This window comes from Bacillus sp. FSL R5-0512, from assembly GCF_038593295.1.
In the GTDB taxonomy this organism is placed as follows: domain Bacteria; phylum Bacillota; class Bacilli; order Bacillales; family Bacillaceae; genus Bacillus; species Bacillus safensis.
The window spans coordinates 774547-792852 of the sequence record NZ_CP151982.1 but is presented as its reverse complement, the minus strand read 5'-3'; the positions used below and the strand labels follow the sequence as shown (position 1 = coordinate 792852).

General features: G+C 39.2%; 21 protein-coding genes and 1 pseudogene. 10 read left to right on the top strand and 12 right to left on the bottom strand.

Annotated features, from left to right (window positions below; translation table 11 throughout):
* Nucleotides 1-173 precede the first annotated feature (173 nt).
* The 3 genes from NSQ25_RS03905 to NSQ25_RS03895 form a co-directional block, all read right to left on the bottom strand.
* Complete coding sequence (locus tag NSQ25_RS03905; RefSeq protein ID WP_326136691.1) at nucleotides 174-440, bottom strand: hypothetical protein; 267 nt, start codon at nucleotides 438-440, stop codon at nucleotides 174-176.
* A gap of 114 nt (nucleotides 441-554) precedes the next feature.
* On the bottom strand, nucleotides 555-833 hold the full coding sequence (locus tag NSQ25_RS03900) for an HNH endonuclease family protein (protein ID WP_326136692.1): 279 nt from the start codon (nucleotides 831-833) through the stop codon (nucleotides 555-557).
* Nucleotides 823-1218 carry a T7SS effector LXG polymorphic toxin gene (locus tag NSQ25_RS03895; RefSeq protein ID WP_326136693.1) on the bottom strand — a complete coding sequence of 132 codons (396 nt, stop codon included), beginning with the start codon at nucleotides 1216-1218 and terminating at the stop codon, nucleotides 823-825. The genes NSQ25_RS03900 and NSQ25_RS03895 overlap by 11 nt, the downstream gene beginning before the upstream one ends.
* A gap of 46 nt (nucleotides 1219-1264) precedes the next feature.
* On the opposite strand from NSQ25_RS03895, the gene NSQ25_RS03890 reads away from it, so the two are divergent.
* Genes NSQ25_RS03890 through NSQ25_RS03880 form a run of 3 tightly spaced genes read left to right on the top strand, consistent with a single transcriptional unit; the run spans nucleotide 1265 to nucleotide 4398 of the window.
* A complete protein-coding gene (locus NSQ25_RS03890) occupies nucleotides 1265-2344 on the top strand; it encodes a nucleoid-associated protein (RefSeq protein WP_326136694.1) in 1080 nt (359 codons plus the stop codon).
* Between the two features lie 16 nt (nucleotides 2345-2360).
* Entirely contained in the window at nucleotides 2361-3305 is a 945-nt protein-coding gene (locus NSQ25_RS03885) for a hypothetical protein (RefSeq protein ID WP_326136695.1), read from the top strand.
* Nucleotides 3295-4398, top strand: coding sequence for a hypothetical protein (locus NSQ25_RS03880; protein WP_326136696.1), 1104 nt, complete (start codon nucleotides 3295-3297; stop codon nucleotides 4396-4398). The genes NSQ25_RS03885 and NSQ25_RS03880 overlap by 11 nt, the downstream gene beginning before the upstream one ends.
* Before the next feature lie 685 nt (nucleotides 4399-5083).
* Here the strand turns inward: NSQ25_RS03880 and NSQ25_RS03875 are convergent.
* Nucleotides 5084-5310: pseudogene (locus NSQ25_RS03875) on the bottom strand (MFS transporter); the annotation flags it as partial.
* A gap of 249 nt (nucleotides 5311-5559) precedes the next feature.
* Here NSQ25_RS03875 and NSQ25_RS03870 point away from each other — a divergent pair.
* Nucleotides 5560-6045, top strand: a complete 486-nt coding sequence (locus tag NSQ25_RS03870; RefSeq protein ID WP_326136698.1) for a substrate-binding domain-containing protein — start codon at nucleotides 5560-5562, stop codon at nucleotides 6043-6045.
* A gap of 155 nt (nucleotides 6046-6200) precedes the next feature.
* Here the strand turns inward: NSQ25_RS03870 and NSQ25_RS03865 are convergent, their stop codons facing one another.
* The 3 genes from NSQ25_RS03865 to NSQ25_RS03855 all read right to left on the bottom strand — a co-directional run bounded on the left by NSQ25_RS03865 (nucleotide 6201) and on the right by NSQ25_RS03855 (nucleotide 9106).
* Nucleotides 6201-6614, bottom strand: a complete 414-nt coding sequence (locus NSQ25_RS03865) for a DUF6508 domain-containing protein (RefSeq protein WP_326136699.1) — start codon at nucleotides 6612-6614, stop codon at nucleotides 6201-6203.
* A 134-nt stretch (nucleotides 6615-6748) separates the two neighbouring features.
* On the bottom strand, nucleotides 6749-8134 hold the full coding sequence (gene rlmD, locus NSQ25_RS03860; RefSeq protein WP_070326772.1) for a 23S rRNA (uracil(1939)-C(5))-methyltransferase RlmD: 1386 nt from the start codon (nucleotides 8132-8134) through the stop codon (nucleotides 6749-6751).
* 102 nt (nucleotides 8135-8236) lie between these two features.
* Complete coding sequence (locus NSQ25_RS03855) at nucleotides 8237-9106, bottom strand: DNA-3-methyladenine glycosylase (protein WP_326136701.1); 870 nt, start codon at nucleotides 9104-9106, stop codon at nucleotides 8237-8239.
* Nucleotides 9107-9540: 434 nt separating this feature from the next.
* Between NSQ25_RS03855 and NSQ25_RS03850 the strand changes: the two genes are divergently transcribed.
* The gene (locus tag NSQ25_RS03850) at nucleotides 9541-10050 is read left to right on the top strand and encodes a hypothetical protein (RefSeq protein ID WP_024425256.1); all 510 of its coding nucleotides are present in this window, start codon (nucleotides 9541-9543) and stop codon (nucleotides 10048-10050) included.
* A gap of 133 nt (nucleotides 10051-10183) precedes the next feature.
* Nucleotides 10184-11143 (top strand): magnesium/cobalt transporter CorA, encoded by a 960-nt coding sequence (corA, locus tag NSQ25_RS03845; protein WP_034283707.1) that lies wholly within the window; start codon nucleotides 10184-10186, stop codon nucleotides 11141-11143.
* A 96-nt stretch (nucleotides 11144-11239) separates the two neighbouring features.
* Here corA and pdaA read toward each other — a convergent pair whose 3' ends face one another.
* Entirely contained in the window at nucleotides 11240-12031 is a 792-nt protein-coding gene (pdaA, locus tag NSQ25_RS03840; RefSeq protein ID WP_024425844.1) for a delta-lactam-biosynthetic de-N-acetylase, read from the bottom strand.
* A gap of 101 nt (nucleotides 12032-12132) precedes the next feature.
* Complete coding sequence (locus NSQ25_RS03835; protein ID WP_012009274.1) at nucleotides 12133-12324, bottom strand: SE1561 family protein; 192 nt, start codon at nucleotides 12322-12324, stop codon at nucleotides 12133-12135.
* 146 nt (nucleotides 12325-12470) lie between these two features.
* Here NSQ25_RS03835 and yfkAB point away from each other — a divergent pair, with 146 nt between their 5' ends.
* From yfkAB to NSQ25_RS03815, 4 genes are all read left to right on the top strand, one after another.
* Nucleotides 12471-13592, top strand: a complete 1122-nt coding sequence (yfkAB, locus tag NSQ25_RS03830; RefSeq protein WP_070326774.1) for a radical SAM/CxCxxxxC motif protein YfkAB — start codon at nucleotides 12471-12473, stop codon at nucleotides 13590-13592.
* A 7-nt stretch (nucleotides 13593-13599) separates the two neighbouring features.
* A complete protein-coding gene (locus tag NSQ25_RS03825; protein WP_326136702.1) occupies nucleotides 13600-14436 on the top strand; it encodes a mechanosensitive ion channel domain-containing protein in 837 nt (278 codons plus the stop codon).
* A 99-nt stretch (nucleotides 14437-14535) separates the two neighbouring features.
* Nucleotides 14536-14937, top strand: a complete 402-nt coding sequence (locus NSQ25_RS03820; RefSeq protein ID WP_326136703.1) for a nuclear transport factor 2 family protein — start codon at nucleotides 14536-14538, stop codon at nucleotides 14935-14937.
* 131 nt (nucleotides 14938-15068) lie between these two features.
* Nucleotides 15069-15788, top strand: coding sequence for a YebC/PmpR family DNA-binding transcriptional regulator (locus NSQ25_RS03815; protein ID WP_024425262.1), 720 nt, complete (start codon nucleotides 15069-15071; stop codon nucleotides 15786-15788).
* A gap of 113 nt (nucleotides 15789-15901) precedes the next feature.
* Here the strand turns inward: NSQ25_RS03815 and NSQ25_RS03810 are convergent, their stop codons facing one another.
* The 3 genes from NSQ25_RS03810 to NSQ25_RS03800 all read right to left on the bottom strand — a co-directional run bounded on the left by NSQ25_RS03810 (nucleotide 15902) and on the right by NSQ25_RS03800 (nucleotide 18262).
* Nucleotides 15902-16663: a YfkD famly protein gene (locus NSQ25_RS03810; protein WP_227001727.1), complete on the bottom strand. Its 762-nt coding sequence runs from the start codon at nucleotides 16661-16663 to the stop codon at nucleotides 15902-15904.
* An 88-nt stretch (nucleotides 16664-16751) separates the two neighbouring features.
* Entirely contained in the window at nucleotides 16752-17819 is a 1068-nt protein-coding gene (gene cax / locus NSQ25_RS03805; protein WP_326136705.1) for a calcium/proton exchanger, read from the bottom strand.
* A gap of 65 nt (nucleotides 17820-17884) precedes the next feature.
* A complete protein-coding gene (locus NSQ25_RS03800; protein ID WP_326136706.1) occupies nucleotides 17885-18262 on the bottom strand; it encodes an OsmC family protein in 378 nt (125 codons plus the stop codon).
* Nucleotides 18263-18306 lie beyond the last annotated feature (44 nt).

Below are 18306 nucleotides of genomic sequence, written 5' to 3'. Positions count from 1 at the left end.
TTTTCTTTTCTTTCTAGCTCTGATGGGTACCCTAAACATAGGTTAAGAAGACAATCTAGCTTTTCCCCATTTCCACTGTAAAACTAGCCTGTTAATACGTCACCATTTTCACTTGAAAGTACGACCGTTACTGCTGTGTCTAGTACGTATTCGATCTCGTTTTCAGAAACCGTTCAATCTTGTTTTCTCGTATTCAAAAATTCAGCACTATGGATAGAACGAATTTTTCCTTCAAGAAGCTCAAGCATAGATTTTTTATAGATGATATAAACACCTTTGATAATATCTATATCGGGGCAGTAGGGGTCTTGTAAAATCAACGTGATACGTTCGTCTTCTTTTGAAAGTTTGATGGCATCAAAATCGTCTAATAATACTCTCTCTACTTCTTTTACTATCTTAGGTGCAAATGTTGCGATCATATCTTGTTTATTTTTCATAAAATATTTGCATACATTTGGCCATTTAATTTCTCTTCATACTGTGACATGATGCTTTCTTGCAACTCTGGGTATTCCCACACCAATAATGCTTGTTCAGCAAGCCTTTTGCCTCTAATTTTTCATTTCTTGTTCATTCCACACTTCAAGCTGTCCCAATCCTCTGTTTAAACGTAATGGACTGTCAGCAAATCCACCTTCCATATCCCTTTTCACTTTAAACGGTTTATCACTCAATTCAGAGTTATATCTTGTCAAAGTCAAATTGCCTAAAGTATGAATATAATTGTTATGGATGTATTCCCAATCTTCTCCAAGGTCTTGTTTCCATTCATCAGATAATCTTTTGTTTTGTGGCATGATATGTTCAATTGTATAACTCTCAATATCCACAACTTCTTTTCTCTCGTGATTTTCCTTTTCCTGTCGCAGCCATCAATGCAGAATAGAAAGATTTGATATGCTGCTCAATAGGTGAAGATTTGGCACATTCCGTCACTAGTTCATGTTCCAGTTTATAAGCAATGTCTATTGTTTCTCTTTGGATTTTGTCAGGTTGATCATAAACAGACTCACTTAAAAACGGTGTAAGATGAATAACCTCGCTGATACCAGCAAATATTCCGGAAATCTCACGTTCATGTGAGAACAATAATCGTAGTTTATAAATACACTTATTAATTGTTATACCCCAAATAAGCACTTGATCCTTCTGAGTATCCCCACCATACATCCAATAAAAACGACAATAATATTCCATTTTTGACGAATTATTCAAATTAAACCCATCATATGTTATAATTTGTTTTTCAGGAGGGATTAATATGGTTGACTTTACAAACGCGTCACTTGATTTCTTGGTTATACATAAAGTTGGAAACAAATTAAAACAAGAAGGTTATTTAGCTTCTAATTCACCTCCCATATTAAACGAACAAGAAGGAATAAATGCTCAGGAAACTTTAATGAATTACTTTTTAAAATCATTCAATTATGATAAAACGTTTCAATTTTCTCATACAAATGATCTGAAATTTAATGAAGTATACACATACTGCAACAACATTTTTGCAGATAAGAATAATAATTTCACAGATGAATCAATTAACATTCTAAAGCATCTTTACAATCAGTCTGACCATCCAAATATTAAATCTGGTGAACTTTATATAACATACTTATCCTCTTGTTTAATCAATGGGGAATTAATTGATGCAATAGGTATTTTTAAGTCCGAAAACAAAGATATATTTTTACAAGTTGAACCTTCTGATAAAAAAATCATCTTGAATTTCGAAAAAGGAATACATACAAAAAAGTTAGATAAAGGTGCACTAATTTTAAATCTTGAAAAAGATAATGGTTATCAAGTGTTCCTTGTTGATACATCAAATAAAAAAATTGATGAATCGAAATATTGGAAAGAAAATTTTTTAGGGGCTACAGACATTACAAATGATTCTTATTACACTCAGAAGTTTTTGAATATTTGCAAGGAATATTCAAAAACATACACCGAGATAGAAGAAAATCAACCAATATTAAAAAAAGTAAACTTTCTTAATAAAGCTGTAGAATATTTGGAAGACAACACTAAATTTCAGTTAGAAGAATTTACCTCACAAGTTTTTGAAGATAAGAAGTCTATTACTTCATTTGAAAGTTTAGTTGAAAATAATTATTCTAAAAATCATCAACTTCTAACAAAGGAATTTTCTATAGAACCGGCCTCATTGAAAAGAGAAATAAAAAGATTAAATGAAACTATTAAGTTGGATGATCACATTGAGATAAAAATCAAAGTTGAAAATCCAAAAAAATTAAATAGCGAGAATATTGAAAAGGGTTTTGATCAAGACAAAAATATGCATTACTATAAAATATTCTTTAATAAAGAATCATAAATAAGGAGTTGCAGTCATGGGTGAAAAGGAAAAAAAATCTGGGGAAGCTGGAGAACGCGTAGCAAAAAATTTTCTTCGACTTATTGGTTGGAAGAATCTGATCGACGGGATTGACATTAAGTGTTTTAACCCCGAAAAACACCAAATAAGTGAAGGGCCAAGAAAAAAACACGGATTAGATTTTTTCACAATTTATAGTTGTCCACTTTTTACCAAGTATGTAAATAGGGTGCCTGTTTCGATGAAGTATCGAAACAAATACAAGTCTAAACCAACAAACGAGCTAAAAAAGTTCATCAAGGATATCGATGATGCTGCAGAATGTATTAAGTTATCTAGCGTCTCAAATGTGCGAGGATTTAACAGAAGTGAAAAGAAGCTTACAGAGTGTATTATATGGCTTGCATATGAAGAAGATCCAAAAGCCAACATAATAAAAGAAATTGATGATTTTAGAACACCAGAAGATACAAATTATGAAACTTTAATTTTAATTGACAACTTTAGAATAAACTTCATACTAGGATGTTTAAACTTCTTAAAACTAAACTTTCCTGAAAAAACATACAATTACTATTATACCCGCACTAGTTTTAATTTAGAGATTGATAAAAGAATAAGTGAAGGACCTATTCTTCCAGTTGAATACTTAGCGTCTAATATTTTGTTAATCAAAATGGTTGACAGAGATGCCAAAAACCCTACACTTGTAATATTTTCAGCTGAACCATTCGACGAAGATGACTTTAAAAAATTCATCGGAATTGCCAACACTATATCCAATAACTGGCCTACAAAAATTCTTATTTGTTTTCCTGATTATCATGAGCTCTCACATGAACAATCTATTAATATAGTAAAGTCACAATTTGAAGATAAAGATTTTGCAGATAAAATCTCAGCACTTAAATTCGATTTTGGTGACTTTAGAGCACTGGAGGTGGAAAAAGTTGATTACTGATCTTGACTTTATATTACCACATGGAGATATTTTGAAACCTTTTCTTTCATCATCAGAAATTACCGACTCTGATTTAAAAAGAATGTTAGCTAAAAAAGGAATTTATGTACCTGACTCAAACCCTCATAAAACAATACCTTTATTATGTTGTAATGTTTTATCGCCATCAGAGTTTCAATTTTTGAAAGAAAATCAAAAAAGAAAAGAAGACAGCATAAAACGTAGATCTCGTAGCATTGATTTAAAAAGTGACATAAACTTTCCTCAGGAAGTTAGTTCACTGGACTTTGATTTTGACCGTTTATTAAACTACGACAACAACATATGTAGAATAAAAGATTCTCCGCAATTCAACTTTGAAAATACAAATACAGCAAGCTTGTCTTATACAATTGAACGTGAAGACGTGACCAAAAATTTCATGGAGCATAAAACAACTCATGATGCAAAGATAACACTTGTAAAGAATGAAGATAATCAAGTAGATATTATTGCAGAACATACCTCAACCGAAACCAAACGGATAAATGAATTAATAATGAAAGAAGCGATAAAACAGTTTAAGGATAAAGGGTGCGTTCAAAAAGAAACTGCTTTAAAAAAGCTTACTTCCAACATTTTGCCTACGGAAAATAGAAATAAGTTTCTTTTTAGATTGTTAAACAGTGACCTGGTAGATAACTTTAATTTCAATCAAGTTTCAAATATCCGCTTAGGCCCTAACTCGGATTACAACAATCCACCTCAACAGATAAAATGGATGGAAGAAAAAGTGAAAAAAGTTGTGTTAAATGGCGAGGCTATTGACCGATCTGAAATTTTTACTGATCCTGAATGTCTCAAAGCCATCATTATTGAAGAAATTGAAGCCAGTTTTAATGCACATTTTAGATCTCATGAAATAAGCTGTAAGGTAACTTTTGGTTTTACCAACCTCCTAAAAAATATAGAATCAAATAATGCTGAATTTGAGTTTAAAATAACCCCTAAAATTGGATTCATGTCTTTGAATAAAAATGCTGTAAGTCAATTCTTGTACGAATCTTTTGATTACATAAAAAATAAAGTTTTATCAGAATTTATACCGTCGTAATTACTTTCATCCTTTAATAGGGCCAAAACACGGTACTCATTTTATCAGGAGACTCAATAAAAAATCTTAAGCTAATGGTTTTTTAGCAAGTACTTTTCCAAATAAAAGCCCCGATTTTTCTGGGCTTTTATTTGCTACTTATTTTATTCGTTTCATTGGTTTTTTAGAGCCTTCTTGAAGTGGTAATTGGACAGCATTATCATATTCTCCGTTGCATCAGTTTCCTCCTTTCAATTCATTTGACTTAACTCAATAGTCTGCTTCATATAAGGAAAGTCTGAAACCTCAAAGATACAGCTTGGAAGAAGAAAATTTTCAAACAACTTTTTCTTTGCCTCGTTTAATGTGTTGAACAATTTAGCTACATCATTGAACCCTGATATATATAGATGCAAAAAATTCAACCTCTGACTATCAGTAAAGTTGCCTGCACTGCTCTATCATCCAACTGTATTTCCGTTGATAGATTGCGATGATAAATTGCTTTGTGCCTTGTAGAAATTTCAATAGATTTGTTTCTGATGCCTTCATTTCTTCACCCTTCATTTTTTGGATATTTACTCCTATTGTAGCAAATAAACTTCCTCAACTGGTGCATTCTTCAAATCAAAAAAGGAACTACTTGAAATAAGTAGTTCCCACAATACAACACTGAATTTGTATGATCACTGGTGAATCGATCATGTTACCTTCCATGCTCCATCACCTTCAAACTCTTATGCTGAGAGATTCCGTCAAACGCCACCATCAAGATGGTCATGAGTAAGCGCGAAGAACCGTTCCAGCACTAATCCAGCTTAGATTCAATATAGATTTCCTGCTCAATACAAGCCCTCCTAAACCCGAGCCTAAAGCAAATCCGAATTGAATAAATATGGAGATTATTAGAAATGGGCTTAAAAGAGTTAAAAGCATTTCAAGCTGTAATTCAGGAAGGGACATTCTCAAAAGCCCTCAAAAATTGAATTATGCACAGTCGACCATAACGAATCAGATCAAACGATTAGGAAAGGAGTTAGGCTTTCAATTGTTTGTAAGAGGATGGGAGGCTGAATTAACCACTTCCGGACAATTGTTTGCCAAAGAGATTGATCAGCTGATACTCCATTGGCATTTTGTATTAGAGCAATCACAAAAACTCCAAAAAGAAGAATCGGAACCTTGAATATAGGCGTCATAGAACCTATTGCTGCCTCTATTCTTCCTTCCGTCCTTCAAACATTCAGAAGGCAAAAACCGAATATCACATGCCACTTTATCATTGGTAATACAGACTTTCTTCACAAGCTTCTGCTCAAGGGTGAGATTTATTTTGCCATTGCAGGTGAACCAGTGATGAATACACTTCCGTTTGAGGAGTTGTACAAGGAGGAAATGTCTTTTATTATCGCAAAACAGCAGGCAGATCAAGTTGGACCGATTTCATTAATCAAGGATCTTTATGAACAGCCTTTGATTATTGGCGGGGAAAGTTGTTTATATCACATAAAATTACAAAAGGAACCTCTCAAGAATAAATGTGGAGCCGTTCACTTACACCGTCAGCCAGATTTCAGCGATTCCATCATTTCTAAAGAAATTCCCCTCTGTCGGAGTTATCCTTTCTTCTACTCTATTGTCAGACGAATTTGTGAAAGTTCCAATTGAAATGGAGGACCCTTTTATCCCGATAGGAATCTTAACTTATAAGGACCCCATCTATCTCTGGAAAAGACCAAGCAGCTGCTGCTTGATCTATTTCGTCAAGAAGCGGAGCAATTCACATTCTAGTAATCTCGTTTCAAAAATAAAAAACCTAGATTTCATACATCTAGGTTTTTCAATCTTTCAAGCCATTTTAAGATGGCTCCACTTTTAAAAGAATTGAATATAGCACCCTCGCAAAACCGCTCAGCTCTCACAACCCCCATGATGAGAGCAAGTACACACTGCGCATTTAAATTTGAGATGTCCACATTCTCGATACCGTTCAATCCACCTTCAATTCCATTTTCTTTGAGGATCTCTCTGTAGCGGGTAAGCTCCATTTCTTGATGTTGTTCTGCAAAGGTATAGACATCTTCGATAAAGTGACGGGCCGTTTCGGAATAATTCACAAATGGCATCTGGATTGGGCGTTCAGCTGTTCCATCATTTTCTTGATCGATCACCCATTCTCCGATATGGTCCTCGCGGAGCATCGGTATGTATTTTGTTAGACTCTCGAATTGGCTCATCGTTATCCTCCTCTATTCATTCATATGGTTTAATCTGATCGACACCTATGGAACAGTATAAAAAAAATCCGTGATCATCCTACCAGCTAGACACCAGTATTCAAATCACGGACAGTTTTATTTACTTCACTTTTTTACACTCTAGCCATTGATACAACGGTCTCCACATGCGCGGTATGCGGAAACATATCAACTGGCTGCATGTATTCGATTTTGTAGTCTTTTGACATGTATTCAAGGTCTTTTGCTAGTGTGGATGGGTTGCAAGAGACGTAGACAAAGCGTTTTGGTTTGACTTGTTTGACGGTGTCTAAGAAGGTGCGCTCGCAGCCTGTTCTTGGCGGGTCGACGACGATGACGTCAGGGCGGAAGCCTTCTTTGACCCATTTTGGCAGCCAATGTTCAGCTGTTCCTGTTACATAGGTCGCGTTTTTCATGCCGTGTTTTTTGGCATTTTTCTTGGCATCATCAATCGATTCTTTGATGACATCCATTCCTCGTACTTCTTTGGCGCCATCTGAGAGCCACATCCCAATGGTCCCAACACCGCAATACGCATCGACAACCTTTTCTTTTCCTGTCAGTTTGGCCGCTTTTTTCGCTTCATCGTAAAGCTTTAGCGTCTGCTTCGGATTCAATTGGAAGAAAGCACGTGCACTCAATTCAAAGGAGACGTCTCCTAAAAATTCTTGAATGACCATATTGCCAGCTAGGTGAGATGTTTTATGGCCGAAGATGACCGACGTTTTTTCACCATTAATATTGTGCATAATGGACGTCACTTCAGGCAGACGTTTTTGAATGGCTTCGGCTATTTCTTTTTTCTTTGGAAATTCAGGTTTTGATGTGACAAGAACGACTTGTACTTCCCCTGTTTCAAAACCGACACGCACGACAATCGAGCGTACGTCGCCTTTTCTTGTCCGTTCATTGTAGACCGATACGCCGAATTTCTCTAAAATTTTGCGGACAACGCCTGTTGTTTTGTTCGTTTTTGGATGCTGCACGATACATTCCTTGATCGGTACAAGCTTATGGGAATTTAGTCCATAAAGTCCTGCAATGATATCTCCGCTATGAGAACGTCCTACTTGGAACTGACTTTTGTTTCGGTAATGCCACGGATCTTCCATGCCGATCGTTGGCCTAATATCAAGCTTTTCAACCGATAGCTTTGTATGGCGCTCCATTGATTGAATGACAATATCACGCTTTTCATTTAGCTGCTGCTCATACGCCAGATGCTGCAGCTGACAGCCGCCGCACTGTTCGTATACTGGGCATGGCGGTTTGACTCGATGCTCGGAGCGCTTTCTTACTTTCCTCACTGTACCTTCTGCATATTTTGCTTGGACATTCGTTGCTTCAACCACCACTTCCTCACCTGGAAGCGCGCCTGGGACAAAGACCACTTGCTTTTTAAAATAACCGACCCCTTCCCCATTAATGCCAAGGCGTTTAATGGTAAGCGGGAACTGCTGTCCCTTTTGTAAAAGGGCACCTTGCTGTTTTTCTTTCACTTTATTCTCTCCGTTCTATTTAAAACCTTGATAGGTTGTCTTCATTTTATTCCATCTCATTAGTATACCACGTCTTAGACAAAGAGAGAAAATGCCTTTCATTTATTTATCTGTCTCAATGCTTCTCCATAAATATAAAGAAGCGTAGCTTAAATATGGGGTCCATTCCTTGCTTAGCGCTGACATCTCTTCTTTTGTCGGTTTTTCAGACAGGTCGAAGTGCCGTTTGATTGCGTTTTGAATGCCGATATCTGCCATCGGAAAAAGATTTGGTCTTCCAAGCCCATTCATGAGCACATTTTGAACCGTCCAAGGTCCGATCCCTCTAATCGGAAGCAATCGCTCTTCCACCTCCAGATCAGATAAATCGTGTAATTCCTCTAAACAAAGTGAGCCGCTCACAATTCGTTTCGATACATCGATGACATATTCTGCTTTTCGCTGACTAAATTGAAGCTTTCTCAAATCATCTGTTTCAAGAGAGGCAATGGTTTCTGGTAAAGGATCAAACCATACACCTTCTATTTGCTCGCCGTACGTATGGACAAATCGTTTCGTGAGCTCGTAAGCAAACGAAAGATTAAGCTGCTGATGAATGATGCATTTCATTAAACAATGATATAAATGAAAATCCAGCATGAGCGGCGTTCCAATATGCTGCTCAAAAATGGGCGCTAGATTGGTTTGAGAAAAATGGTCTTGAATCATGTGTAATTGATGCTCCATGCCAAATATCCGTTTCACCTCAGAAAGAAGGGGTTCCTCTGGGCCGTTTGATCGCACCCGGAACATAGGCGCATCCTTTGTTCCAGTAGCTTGAACGATGACCACGTACGGTTTTTGCTCTAATCTGATCGGCACTTTTATTTCTCTTTGACTCAAATCGACTGCTTTTAATGGATCACTTGATAAGCGTCTAAGCACTTGATCGAAATGATACGGCGGCTCTACCGCAAGCTGTTTTTCCCACATACATGTCCTCTTCCTTTCTGCAAACATACGCAGATGTGATTGTTTCATTTTGCATGAATGATTCTCTAGATTGAATACTTTTAAACATAAAGAGTACAAGAATTTATCAGTTATATCTTCCTTATTTGTGGTCATTCTCCTTTTGGATAGATGAAAGTTTTTAGTCGAATTCAGCTAAAATTCGACAGCATCCTTCAACATTTTAGGCTCATTTTCCTTAAATTAGAAATAGAACCTCTGGGTGATATCTTCCATTCAAAAAATATTTGTATAATTATGACATATCAAGGAGGTGAACAAAGAAATTAGCGGATTAGGCAATCATTTGTTTTATCTTGCAGGAACATATTTACCTCATTGATGACCGGCTTCACTTAGTTTCACATTTTACAAAAAAGAAGACCCAAAATTTAAAAACAAAGGAGATCCGACCAATGAAAAAAACAATTCTTTCTGTTGCCCTTGCCACTGCTGTTTCTTCGACACTGCCAGTATTCGCTGATGCTGCTGAGCCAAAAACTTCAGCACCTGTTTCTACTACACTTCAGCAAACTGTCTTAAACAAAGCTGCTGAAGGTAAAGCATCTACAACTGCAGGAAACGTTAATATTAACTTTGATGTACTTGGTATTGCAAATGCATTAATCAATGCTGCAAATGCTAACACAAACCGTGAAGGCTTTGTCAAAGGATTAATGGAGTCTGCTTTCTATGCTGCCGGCGCAAAATACAATGTCATGGTATTTAACTTAAGTCAAGGTTATGAGACTCGTTTCAACGGCGTCAAAACGTTTGCTACTGTGAAATACGGAAGTATTACGTACGGAGTCTGGGTATTTGAAAATGGATCTTTCACAAACAAAGGTGACGGCGGCTACATCAACTGGGCATTTAGAGGCTGGTTCGACCGTAATGGTGGTTTCGTCAACTTCCGTCGCCCTTAATTCTCGGTTTTATCCATCAATCATACACGCACATTGAACCGATCTCAAAAATGAGATCGGCTTTTTTTATGAAGAAAACGTATAAGTTCACCGGCGCTGCTTCATGATATAATGCAAGTCTGGAGGGGTGCACATGCTGAGAAAACTTGCAGTGACAAAAAACGGCGACTTGATTGAACATGCAACATTGCAGCAGCTTTCAAGCCCCGATATCGCCTGGTATTGGATTGATTTTCATGCGCCAACGGAAAAGGAAGCAGCGCTTTTAAAGGAATATTTTCATTTCCATCCACTCGCGATTGAAGATTGTTTTCATTATTTACAGCGGCCCAAGCTTGATTTTTATGAAGGATATTTGTTTTTCGTGCTGCATGCCCTTAATCAAAAAACGCTTCGTTCTGAGGAAGTCGATCTGTTTGTTGGTGAAAACTATATCGTGACCTTTCATTTGAAAGAAGCGCCGTACGTTGAACGTGTGATTCGAAAGCTCAAAGGCTCTGATAAAGCGAGAAACAGCGGACCTGAGCATATTGCCTACATGCTGATTGATGAGCTTGTTGATGATTATTTCCCTATTATTTATCAAATTGAAGACAGGCTGAATGAAATTGAGGATGAAGAAGGGCATAAAACGTATGGCACGCTGATGAACGAAGTATTTGGGATTCGATCAGATTTGCTCAAACTGCGAAGAACGATTATCCCGATGAGGGACCTTTTATATCGTATTGTGAACACGAATATGATGAAAAGCGATCCAAACCGCCATGCTTATTTTAATGATATTTATGATCATCTTTTGAAGTTAACCGAGATCGTTGAGTCAAACCGTGATATGACAGCCGATTTACGAGACAGCTATCAGACACTGAATTCCAACCGGATGAATGCGATCATGATGACATTGACCATTGTGTCGACCATTTTTATTCCGCTGACCTTTATTGTTGGGGTGTACGGAATGAACTTTGACAACATGCCTGAATTACACTGGAAATATGGCTATTTTGGCGTGCTGATTTTTATGGGCCTCCTCGTCTCGGGGATGCTTTTGTGGTTTAAACATAAAGGGTGGTTTAGGATTTTTAAATAGTGTTTGACTCTTTTTCACGTCAACATCCTCTTTTGTTTCAGCGTAAAATCAGAGAGGGATAATCAAAAAGCCTGCAGGTCTTCTGCAGGCTTCTTTCTATAGCTGAGGCAGATGCCATACTTTTTCAAGCATGAGATCGTCTAGACTTTTAAAGGAATATCCTTGTTTTTTCAGAGCGGTGATGGCATCATCCAGCGCTTCGGCATTGTCTCTAGAGACGGTATGAAGTAAGTAAATGGCACCTGGGTGCGCCTGCTTCATCATTTGATCGTAAGCATACTGTTTTCCTTTTTGATGATGGATATGCCAGTCCACAAACGCCACTGACCAAAAAACGGTTTGGTAGCCGAGCTGTTTTGTTTCTTTTAATACCCTTTCACTGAACACACCGCGCGGCGGACGAAGATAGAGGTTATCCTGTTTTCCTGTGATTTTGTACACATCTTCATTGACACGGTCCAGTTCTTCTTTGATTTCTTTTGTACTCTTTGTTGTTAAATCAGGATGGTGATAAGAATGGTTGCCAATGATATGACCTTCCTCTGCCATACGTTTGACAAGCCCCGGCTGGTCCTTTACAAAATGACCTGTCACAAAAAAGGTGCCTGGTACTTGATGTTTTTTCAGCACGTCTAAGATCTTGGGTGTGTACCCATTTTCATAGCCATTGTCGAAGGTAAAATAAATCTCTTTCTTTTTCGTGTTGCCTAAATAGAACGCATCATACTTTTTTAAGAGTGCCGTCAATTCTTTGCCCGCATCCGGCGGCCTGTGCTCTTTACTTTTCGCAAATCCCCAGTTAATGGGCTTATTAGACACGGCTTCCGCTTCTGAGAGAGGCATGGAAACAAAAAGCGCACATAAACAGATCAGCATGAATTTTTTCATTTACGTCACTTCCCGGTTTTTCTTCTATTGTGCAGAATAAGACCGAGACTCATACACCGATTCACCTGCCAATTTAAAGAAAAAAGCCCGCACCGCGCGAGCTATTCTTCCTTCCAATCATTTTTAAACCGTTCATATTTCGCTTCTAGGTCGTCAATCATCTGGATCAGTCTGTCTATATCCTCAACGTCTGTTGATTCAGGATCTAATGAATCAATCACATTCATAAACATATCTAATCGGTTCTTTAAATAATCAACCTGCTGCTCTTTGCTGTCTGCTGCCTTACCCATCGATACACTCCCTTTAGCGTTTGTTTATAGCTTATCTTTTTTTCCCTTGCAAATCAATTGTGTCCCCCTTGCGTATAACCGTGATGAGGCTTAAAATTAACTGTTGGCGGGTCTACGTTTGCCCGAATGAAAAGGAGATAGATACCATGAACCAAAAAACAGCACTTCGTCCGATCACACCTGCATACGACCCTTGGGAAGCCTATCTCGATGTGCAGGATTACGGAGAAATGAAGCTGACTAATATTGAATTTACGACAACAACGCTGTGTAACATGAGATGTGAGCATTGTGCGGTCGGCTATACCTTACAGCCTAAAGACCCGAATGCGCTGCCGATAGATTTACTGCTTCGCCGTTTAGATGAAGTTCCGCTCCTGCGCTCACTCAGTATTACAGGCGGAGAGCCCATGCTTTCTCTTAAATCTGTACGGGAATATGTCGTCCCTTTATTAAAGTATGCCCATGAACGCGGCGTCCGTACACAGATCAATTCAAATTTAACCCTTGATTTGACGCGGTATGAAGAAATTATCCCATACTTAGATGTCCTTCACATTTCACATAACTGGGGCACTGTCGAAGAGTTTGCAACGGTCGGTTTTGCCATGATGGATCGAAAACCAACCTTTGAGCAGCGCGAGAAATTATTTAACCGCATGATTGAAAATAGTCAGGCACTTGTCAAAGCGGGCGTAACCGTATCCGCTGAAACCATGCTGAATAAGCGCACGCTTCCATATATCGAACACATCCACCGGCAAATCGTCGAGGAAATGAAATGCCAGCGCCACGAAGTTCACCCGATGTACCCAAGTGATTTCGCCAGCGCCCTTGAATCATTGACGCTTCCGCAAATGCGGGATGCGATTCATCAGCTGCTTGATATTCGTGATCAAAACACATGGATGCTGTTTGGCACCCTGCCGTTTTATTCATGCAGCACAGATGAAGAAGACCAGCGACTCCTCAACCGATTGCGCCAGGAGAAAAACGTCACGGTACGAAATGACCCTGATGGACGTTCACGGTTGAATGTGAATATTTTTGATGGGAATATTATTGTGACAGACTTTGGCGATACTCCGCCGCTTGGAAACATTGCAACTGATACATTGCAATCAGCCTATACACGCTGGATGAACACAAAATTAGCAAAAGAACTAAATTGTCATTGCCCAAGCGTGCAGTGCCTCGGTCCGAATGTTTTAGTGAAAAACAGCTATTATCAAGATGTTGATTTTACTTCTCGTACAGCCAGGGGGTAGCCGATAGATGGACGATACATTTCTGACAGTAGTCAAAAACAAATACATTGAAATTCTCCTTGTTGGACTCATTCTTTGGCTTGCTGTCTTTATGATTAACAAAGCCCTTCAAATTTTCTTTAAACGAACTGAGTTTATAGAGGACAAAAAGAAGAAAACGATCGAGAGCTTGGTCAAATCGGTCACGCAATACACCGCTTCGATTTGCTTTGTGCTCTATGTCATTTCTCTGTTCTTTCATGACTTTGGGAAAATCCTTGCGGGTGCTGGTGTTGCTGGGATCGTCATCGGTTTTGGCGCCCAGACGCTGATTCGTGATATTTTAGCAGGCGTTTTTCTTATCTATGAACGTCAGATTCATAAAGGGGATTATGTGACGGTGAATAACCTCTTTAATGGAACCATTGAAGAGATTGGTCTCCGCTCTCTGCAAATTAGAGAATGGAGCGGCAAGCTGTTAACCATTTCTAACGGAGATATCCGTCAAATCCAAAACTATAACATGGACTACATGCGGATTACGGAATCTGTGTTAATTAGCGCGAATCAAAACCCAGATATCGCCTTTCAAGCACTTGAAACAGCATGTGACAATTTAAATCAAATGCATCATGATTTTCTTAAAAAAGACGAATTTCAAAACGCCATTGAACCCTTTCAAGTTCATGGAATTATGGGTCTGAATAAGCTGAATCGCGGGATTGAAATCACAGTAAAAGGAATGGTCGAAGACGAAAAATACTTCGATGCTGCCCTCGCTGTGCGAAAAGAAATGATCAAACAACTTCATCAGCATGATGTCAAATTGCTTGAGGATCTCGCTTATCCCCAGCCTGCAAAATAACCTCATATATGATGGGGTTATTTTTTTATTTGTTTTTTGTTAACCAGTTAATTATAATGTTATTTAGTTAATCAGTTAACAAAAGAGAGGATGTATGGAATGACAAAAACAGAAGCAATTTCTTTCATCAAGGAGATGTATCAAGAGGTGTTAACCAAGTTCGATGTAAAAAAGGTGGAGACTTATTTTTCACCTGACTATCAGCAAGTGACCGATGGGAAGGTTTCCACGCTTGATGAATTTAAAAAGCATCTATCCACATTAAAAGAAATGACAACACAGCTTGTGATCCCCGCCTTTCATGATGTGTTATTTGATGAAGAAACGCAGCAAGCGTGTTTTCGTTACACGGTTCATGTTGAACTCACAAGCGGAGACGGGGGTTTAATAGATGTCACAGCTCTTTTCACCTTATTAGATGGCAGGATCATTCGATGTGACGAGCTGACTCGGGCTCACGCAAAACATGAAATGCTTGAAACGCTTGGGCATATTTGCTAACAATTCTCTTCACTTCAGCCCTCTGACTTCTATCCTCTTGACTGATTCATGTATAATAGATAGCAGAATGATTTCATGCAGCATGGGGACCCTCATACTGTGTATTTTCTAAGTGAAAGAGAGTGAATAAGATGGGTCGTAAGTGGAACAACATTAAAGAAAAGAAAGCATCAAAGGATGCCAGTACAAGTCGTATTTACGCAAAATTCGGGCGTGAAATCTATGTGGCTGCCAAACAAGGTGAGCCAAACCCAGAATCAAACCAAGCACTTCGTTTTGTCCTAGAACGTGCAAAAACATATAGTGTCCCAAAACATATTGTGGACCGTGCCATTGAAAAAGCCAAAGGCGGTGCGGAAGAGAACTTCGATGAGCTGCGCTACGAAGGATTTGGTCCAAATGGATCAATGGTGATCGTTGACGCCCTCACCAATAACGTGAACCGTACAGCTTCAGATGTTCGAGCAGCATTTGGGAAAAACGGTGGAAACATGGGCGTAAGCGGCTCTGTTGCCTACATGTTTGACGAAACAGCTGTCATCGGTGTCGAAGGGAAAAGCGAAGAAGAAACGCTTGAGCTATTAATGGAAGCAGACGTTGATGTACGTGACATCATGGAAGAAGATGAAACGGTGATTGTGTACGCTGAACCAGATCAATTCCATCAAGTACAAGAAGCATTCAAACAAGCCGGCGTAGAAGAATTCACTGTCGCTGAAATCACAATGCTTCCGCAAAACGAAGTGACATTAGACGATGAATCGAAAGCACAATTTGAAAAGCTGATCGATGTATTAGAAGAGCTTGAAGACGTGCAGCAGGTTTATCATAATGTGGATTTAGGGGAATAAAAAATTTAAGCCATAGTAGTCGTTGAGTTCATTCAACTTCTACTATGGCTTTTTTTATTTTCTTTAAAAATCATGGATAAAGCGTTAATGTCTCCCCTATTAATAAAAGGAGATTAATTCATCCCTTGAAACCCAAACGTCAAGTGATCCTGAACAGGAATCCAAGCGCCGATTCCTTGTGAGGTCACGTTTTTTACGACGAGTTTTCGTTTATTTCCTTTTAGCACAAGGTACACTTCTCCGTATGTGACCTTACCTTTTTCGTTGATCGCTGGTGCATAGGCATGAAGCGATGCTGCTTTTTTCGGAGAGACATGGTATGACTGATCTCGTTTTGTTCCTGCACCAATCACGGTGTCAAAAGCGAGGGGCAGCTTTGTTTTTTGAATCGCTTTTTGCATCATCAATGTTTTCACATCTTCTGGGTTCGGCACTTTTGCTGTGAGCCCGCCGCTTACTTTCACTTGCTGCTTTTGAACGTATTTTCCAATGGCTGTTTTATTGCCGCCTCTGTTATCAATGTGGTTCGTATTCACTTTTTTGTATTCCCAGTTGGCGACCGTTTCGTTTGAATCGTAGCTCAGCGCCCATCTCCCGAGGAAAATGGTCGCACGGTATCCAACAGCTAATGGCGTCCCTGAAATGCTGGATTCATTCAGCATTTTAATCAAATGAGTATTCTCAATCGGTACACTTGTTGTTTTGAACAATTCAGCCGTCAGCTCGCTCGGCTGGAGCAGCGGCTGATCCTGTGACGCGTTGGGATACGTATTCTCCTTGGAGATACTGGCGACAGAGGATGGCACTTTAAATGGCTTTGCCGCCTCCGCTGAAAAGCTGTATAGAAAACTTAAGGATAAGAGAACAACAAACATGATGCGGAGCATCTTTTTCATATCATCACTCTTTCTCATTCATTTTTCCATAGTATTTTCCGCAAAGACGTCCCTTATCCACAAAAGATTATAAAAGGAAAAATCCAATCGCCATAATAAAATAGGCAGCGAGTAATGTGGCACCTTCAAACCAGTTTGTATCCCCGTCATTAGATAAAATGACCGTGAGCAGCACAGAGGATGCCATCGCAATGAGCTCTGGCAAGGAGAAAATGAGCGGCATCTGCTTATCAAAAAATAGCGAGCTGATGACTAGGATTGGCGCGACCATCATGGCAACCTGAAGTGTGGAGCCAAAGGCAATTTCCACTGCTACATCCATTTTGTTTTTATACGCCATGATGACAGCTGAGGCATGTTCTGCGGCGTTGCCGACGATGGCCACAATAATGACACCGATAAACAGCTCACTCCAGCCAAACTGTTCTCCTACCGTATCAAAAGTATGAACAAGACGCTCTGAAATGTACGCAACTGCGATCGTCGAAAGCAGCAAAATGACAGTGGCAAACTTTCCAGACCATTCAGGTGTTTCTTCTTCCGTCTCCGCTTCACCTTGCATACTGTCCTGCTTAGCAACATAGACTCCGCGGTGGCTGACCAGTTTGAAATAGAGCGCCGCGACATAAAGCAAAATCATCACAATGCTGATCCCAATGCTTAAAACAAACTGCTTATTCTCTGCCATCTCCATCGAAAACACTTCTGGAATGACAAACGCTACAATGATGGCAAACATGAGCAAGCCTGAATTGTGCCTTGCATCATGGACATTGAACACTTGGCGCTTATATTTTAATCCGCCAACAAAAAAAGACAGCCCCGCCACAAGCAGTAAATTTCCGATGACTGATCCAGTTAATGAAGCAAGTACGATGGCCGTCAGTCCTTGCTTCAAGGCAAAAAACGATATGATTAATTCCACTGCATTTCCGAATGTGGCGTTTAAAAGTCCGCCAATTCTAGGTCCCGCAATGATGGCAAGACTTTCTGTGGCTCTTCCCATAAAACTAGCAAGACCAATAATGGCGATACAATAAACGGTAAACATGATGACCTGCGGGAAATGAAGAAAACTGCCAATCACCGATAGCGGAACACCGACTGCGACAATCACAAGAAATAAACGATTCATACAGCCATTCTCCTTTACATATGTCTGACTGTTATTCTTTCGTGAGTGCCGTCATCGTATACATTTTAGATTCGCGCGTGTGAGAAGGTGATATCAATACTCTCTTTCACGGACTGCACCATAGAGCAGTGCTTCAATGCAAGGGTGATCATTTTATCGATTTGTTCATCAGATGTATTGATGTCTTCAAATAAGATATGTAAATGAATGCAGGAAATTTTGTTTACAGCTCCTGCCCTTGTCGTTTCAGATGTGATCTTCATCCCTTCATAGGATATTCGCTTTTTACGGCATACATGAATGAGCATTTCTCCAAAGCAGCCTGCAATGGCTGAGGTGAGCAATTGAGATGGGCGGTACCCCAGTTCTTCTGTTCCTGAAATAGGCAGCTGCCTGTCCTCAATAAGTGCGATCCAATGATCCTTTTCGTATGTCAGCTTCATTCCTTTTCCACCTTTCTATTGAAACCCCTCTGGTTCCATTGTAC

What these genes read in the sequence shown, in the direction of transcription:
- NSQ25_RS03905 (WP_326136691.1), bottom strand. Translation starts at nt 440, where the DNA reads ATGAAAAATAAACAAGATATGATCGCAACATTTGCACCTAAGATAGTA.
- NSQ25_RS03890 (WP_326136694.1), top strand. Translation starts at nt 1,265, where the DNA reads ATGGTTGACTTTACAAACGCGTCACTTGATTTCTTGGTTATACATAAA.
- NSQ25_RS03885 (WP_326136695.1), top strand. Translation starts at nt 2,361, where the DNA reads ATGGGTGAAAAGGAAAAAAAATCTGGGGAAGCTGGAGAACGCGTAGCA.
- NSQ25_RS03865 (WP_326136699.1), bottom strand. Translation starts at nt 6,614, where the DNA reads ATGAGCCAATTCGAGAGTCTAACAAAATACATACCGATGCTCCGCGAG.
- NSQ25_RS03855 (WP_326136701.1), bottom strand. Translation starts at nt 9,106, where the DNA reads ATGTGGGAAAAACAGCTTGCGGTAGAGCCGCCGTATCATTTCGATCAA.
- NSQ25_RS03850 (WP_024425256.1), top strand. Translation starts at nt 9,541, where the DNA reads ATGAAAAAAACAATTCTTTCTGTTGCCCTTGCCACTGCTGTTTCTTCG.
- corA (WP_034283707.1), top strand. Translation starts at nt 10,184, where the DNA reads ATGCTGAGAAAACTTGCAGTGACAAAAAACGGCGACTTGATTGAACAT.
- pdaA (WP_024425844.1), bottom strand. Translation starts at nt 12,031, where the DNA reads ATGAAAAAATTCATGCTGATCTGTTTATGTGCGCTTTTTGTTTCCATG.
- NSQ25_RS03835 (WP_012009274.1), bottom strand. Translation starts at nt 12,324, where the DNA reads ATGGGTAAGGCAGCAGACAGCAAAGAGCAGCAGGTTGATTATTTAAAG.
- yfkAB (WP_070326774.1), top strand. Translation starts at nt 12,471, where the DNA reads ATGAACCAAAAAACAGCACTTCGTCCGATCACACCTGCATACGACCCT.
- NSQ25_RS03825 (WP_326136702.1), top strand. Translation starts at nt 13,600, where the DNA reads ATGGACGATACATTTCTGACAGTAGTCAAAAACAAATACATTGAAATT.
- NSQ25_RS03820 (WP_326136703.1), top strand. Translation starts at nt 14,536, where the DNA reads ATGACAAAAACAGAAGCAATTTCTTTCATCAAGGAGATGTATCAAGAG.
- NSQ25_RS03815 (WP_024425262.1), top strand. Translation starts at nt 15,069, where the DNA reads ATGGGTCGTAAGTGGAACAACATTAAAGAAAAGAAAGCATCAAAGGAT.
- NSQ25_RS03810 (WP_227001727.1), bottom strand. Translation starts at nt 16,663, where the DNA reads ATGTTTGTTGTTCTCTTATCCTTAAGTTTTCTATACAGCTTTTCAGCG.
- cax (WP_326136705.1), bottom strand. Translation starts at nt 17,819, where the DNA reads ATGAATCGTTTATTTCTTGTGATTGTCGCAGTCGGTGTTCCGCTATCG.
- NSQ25_RS03800 (WP_326136706.1), bottom strand. Translation starts at nt 18,262, where the DNA reads ATGAAGCTGACATACGAAAAGGATCATTGGATCGCACTTATTGAGGAC.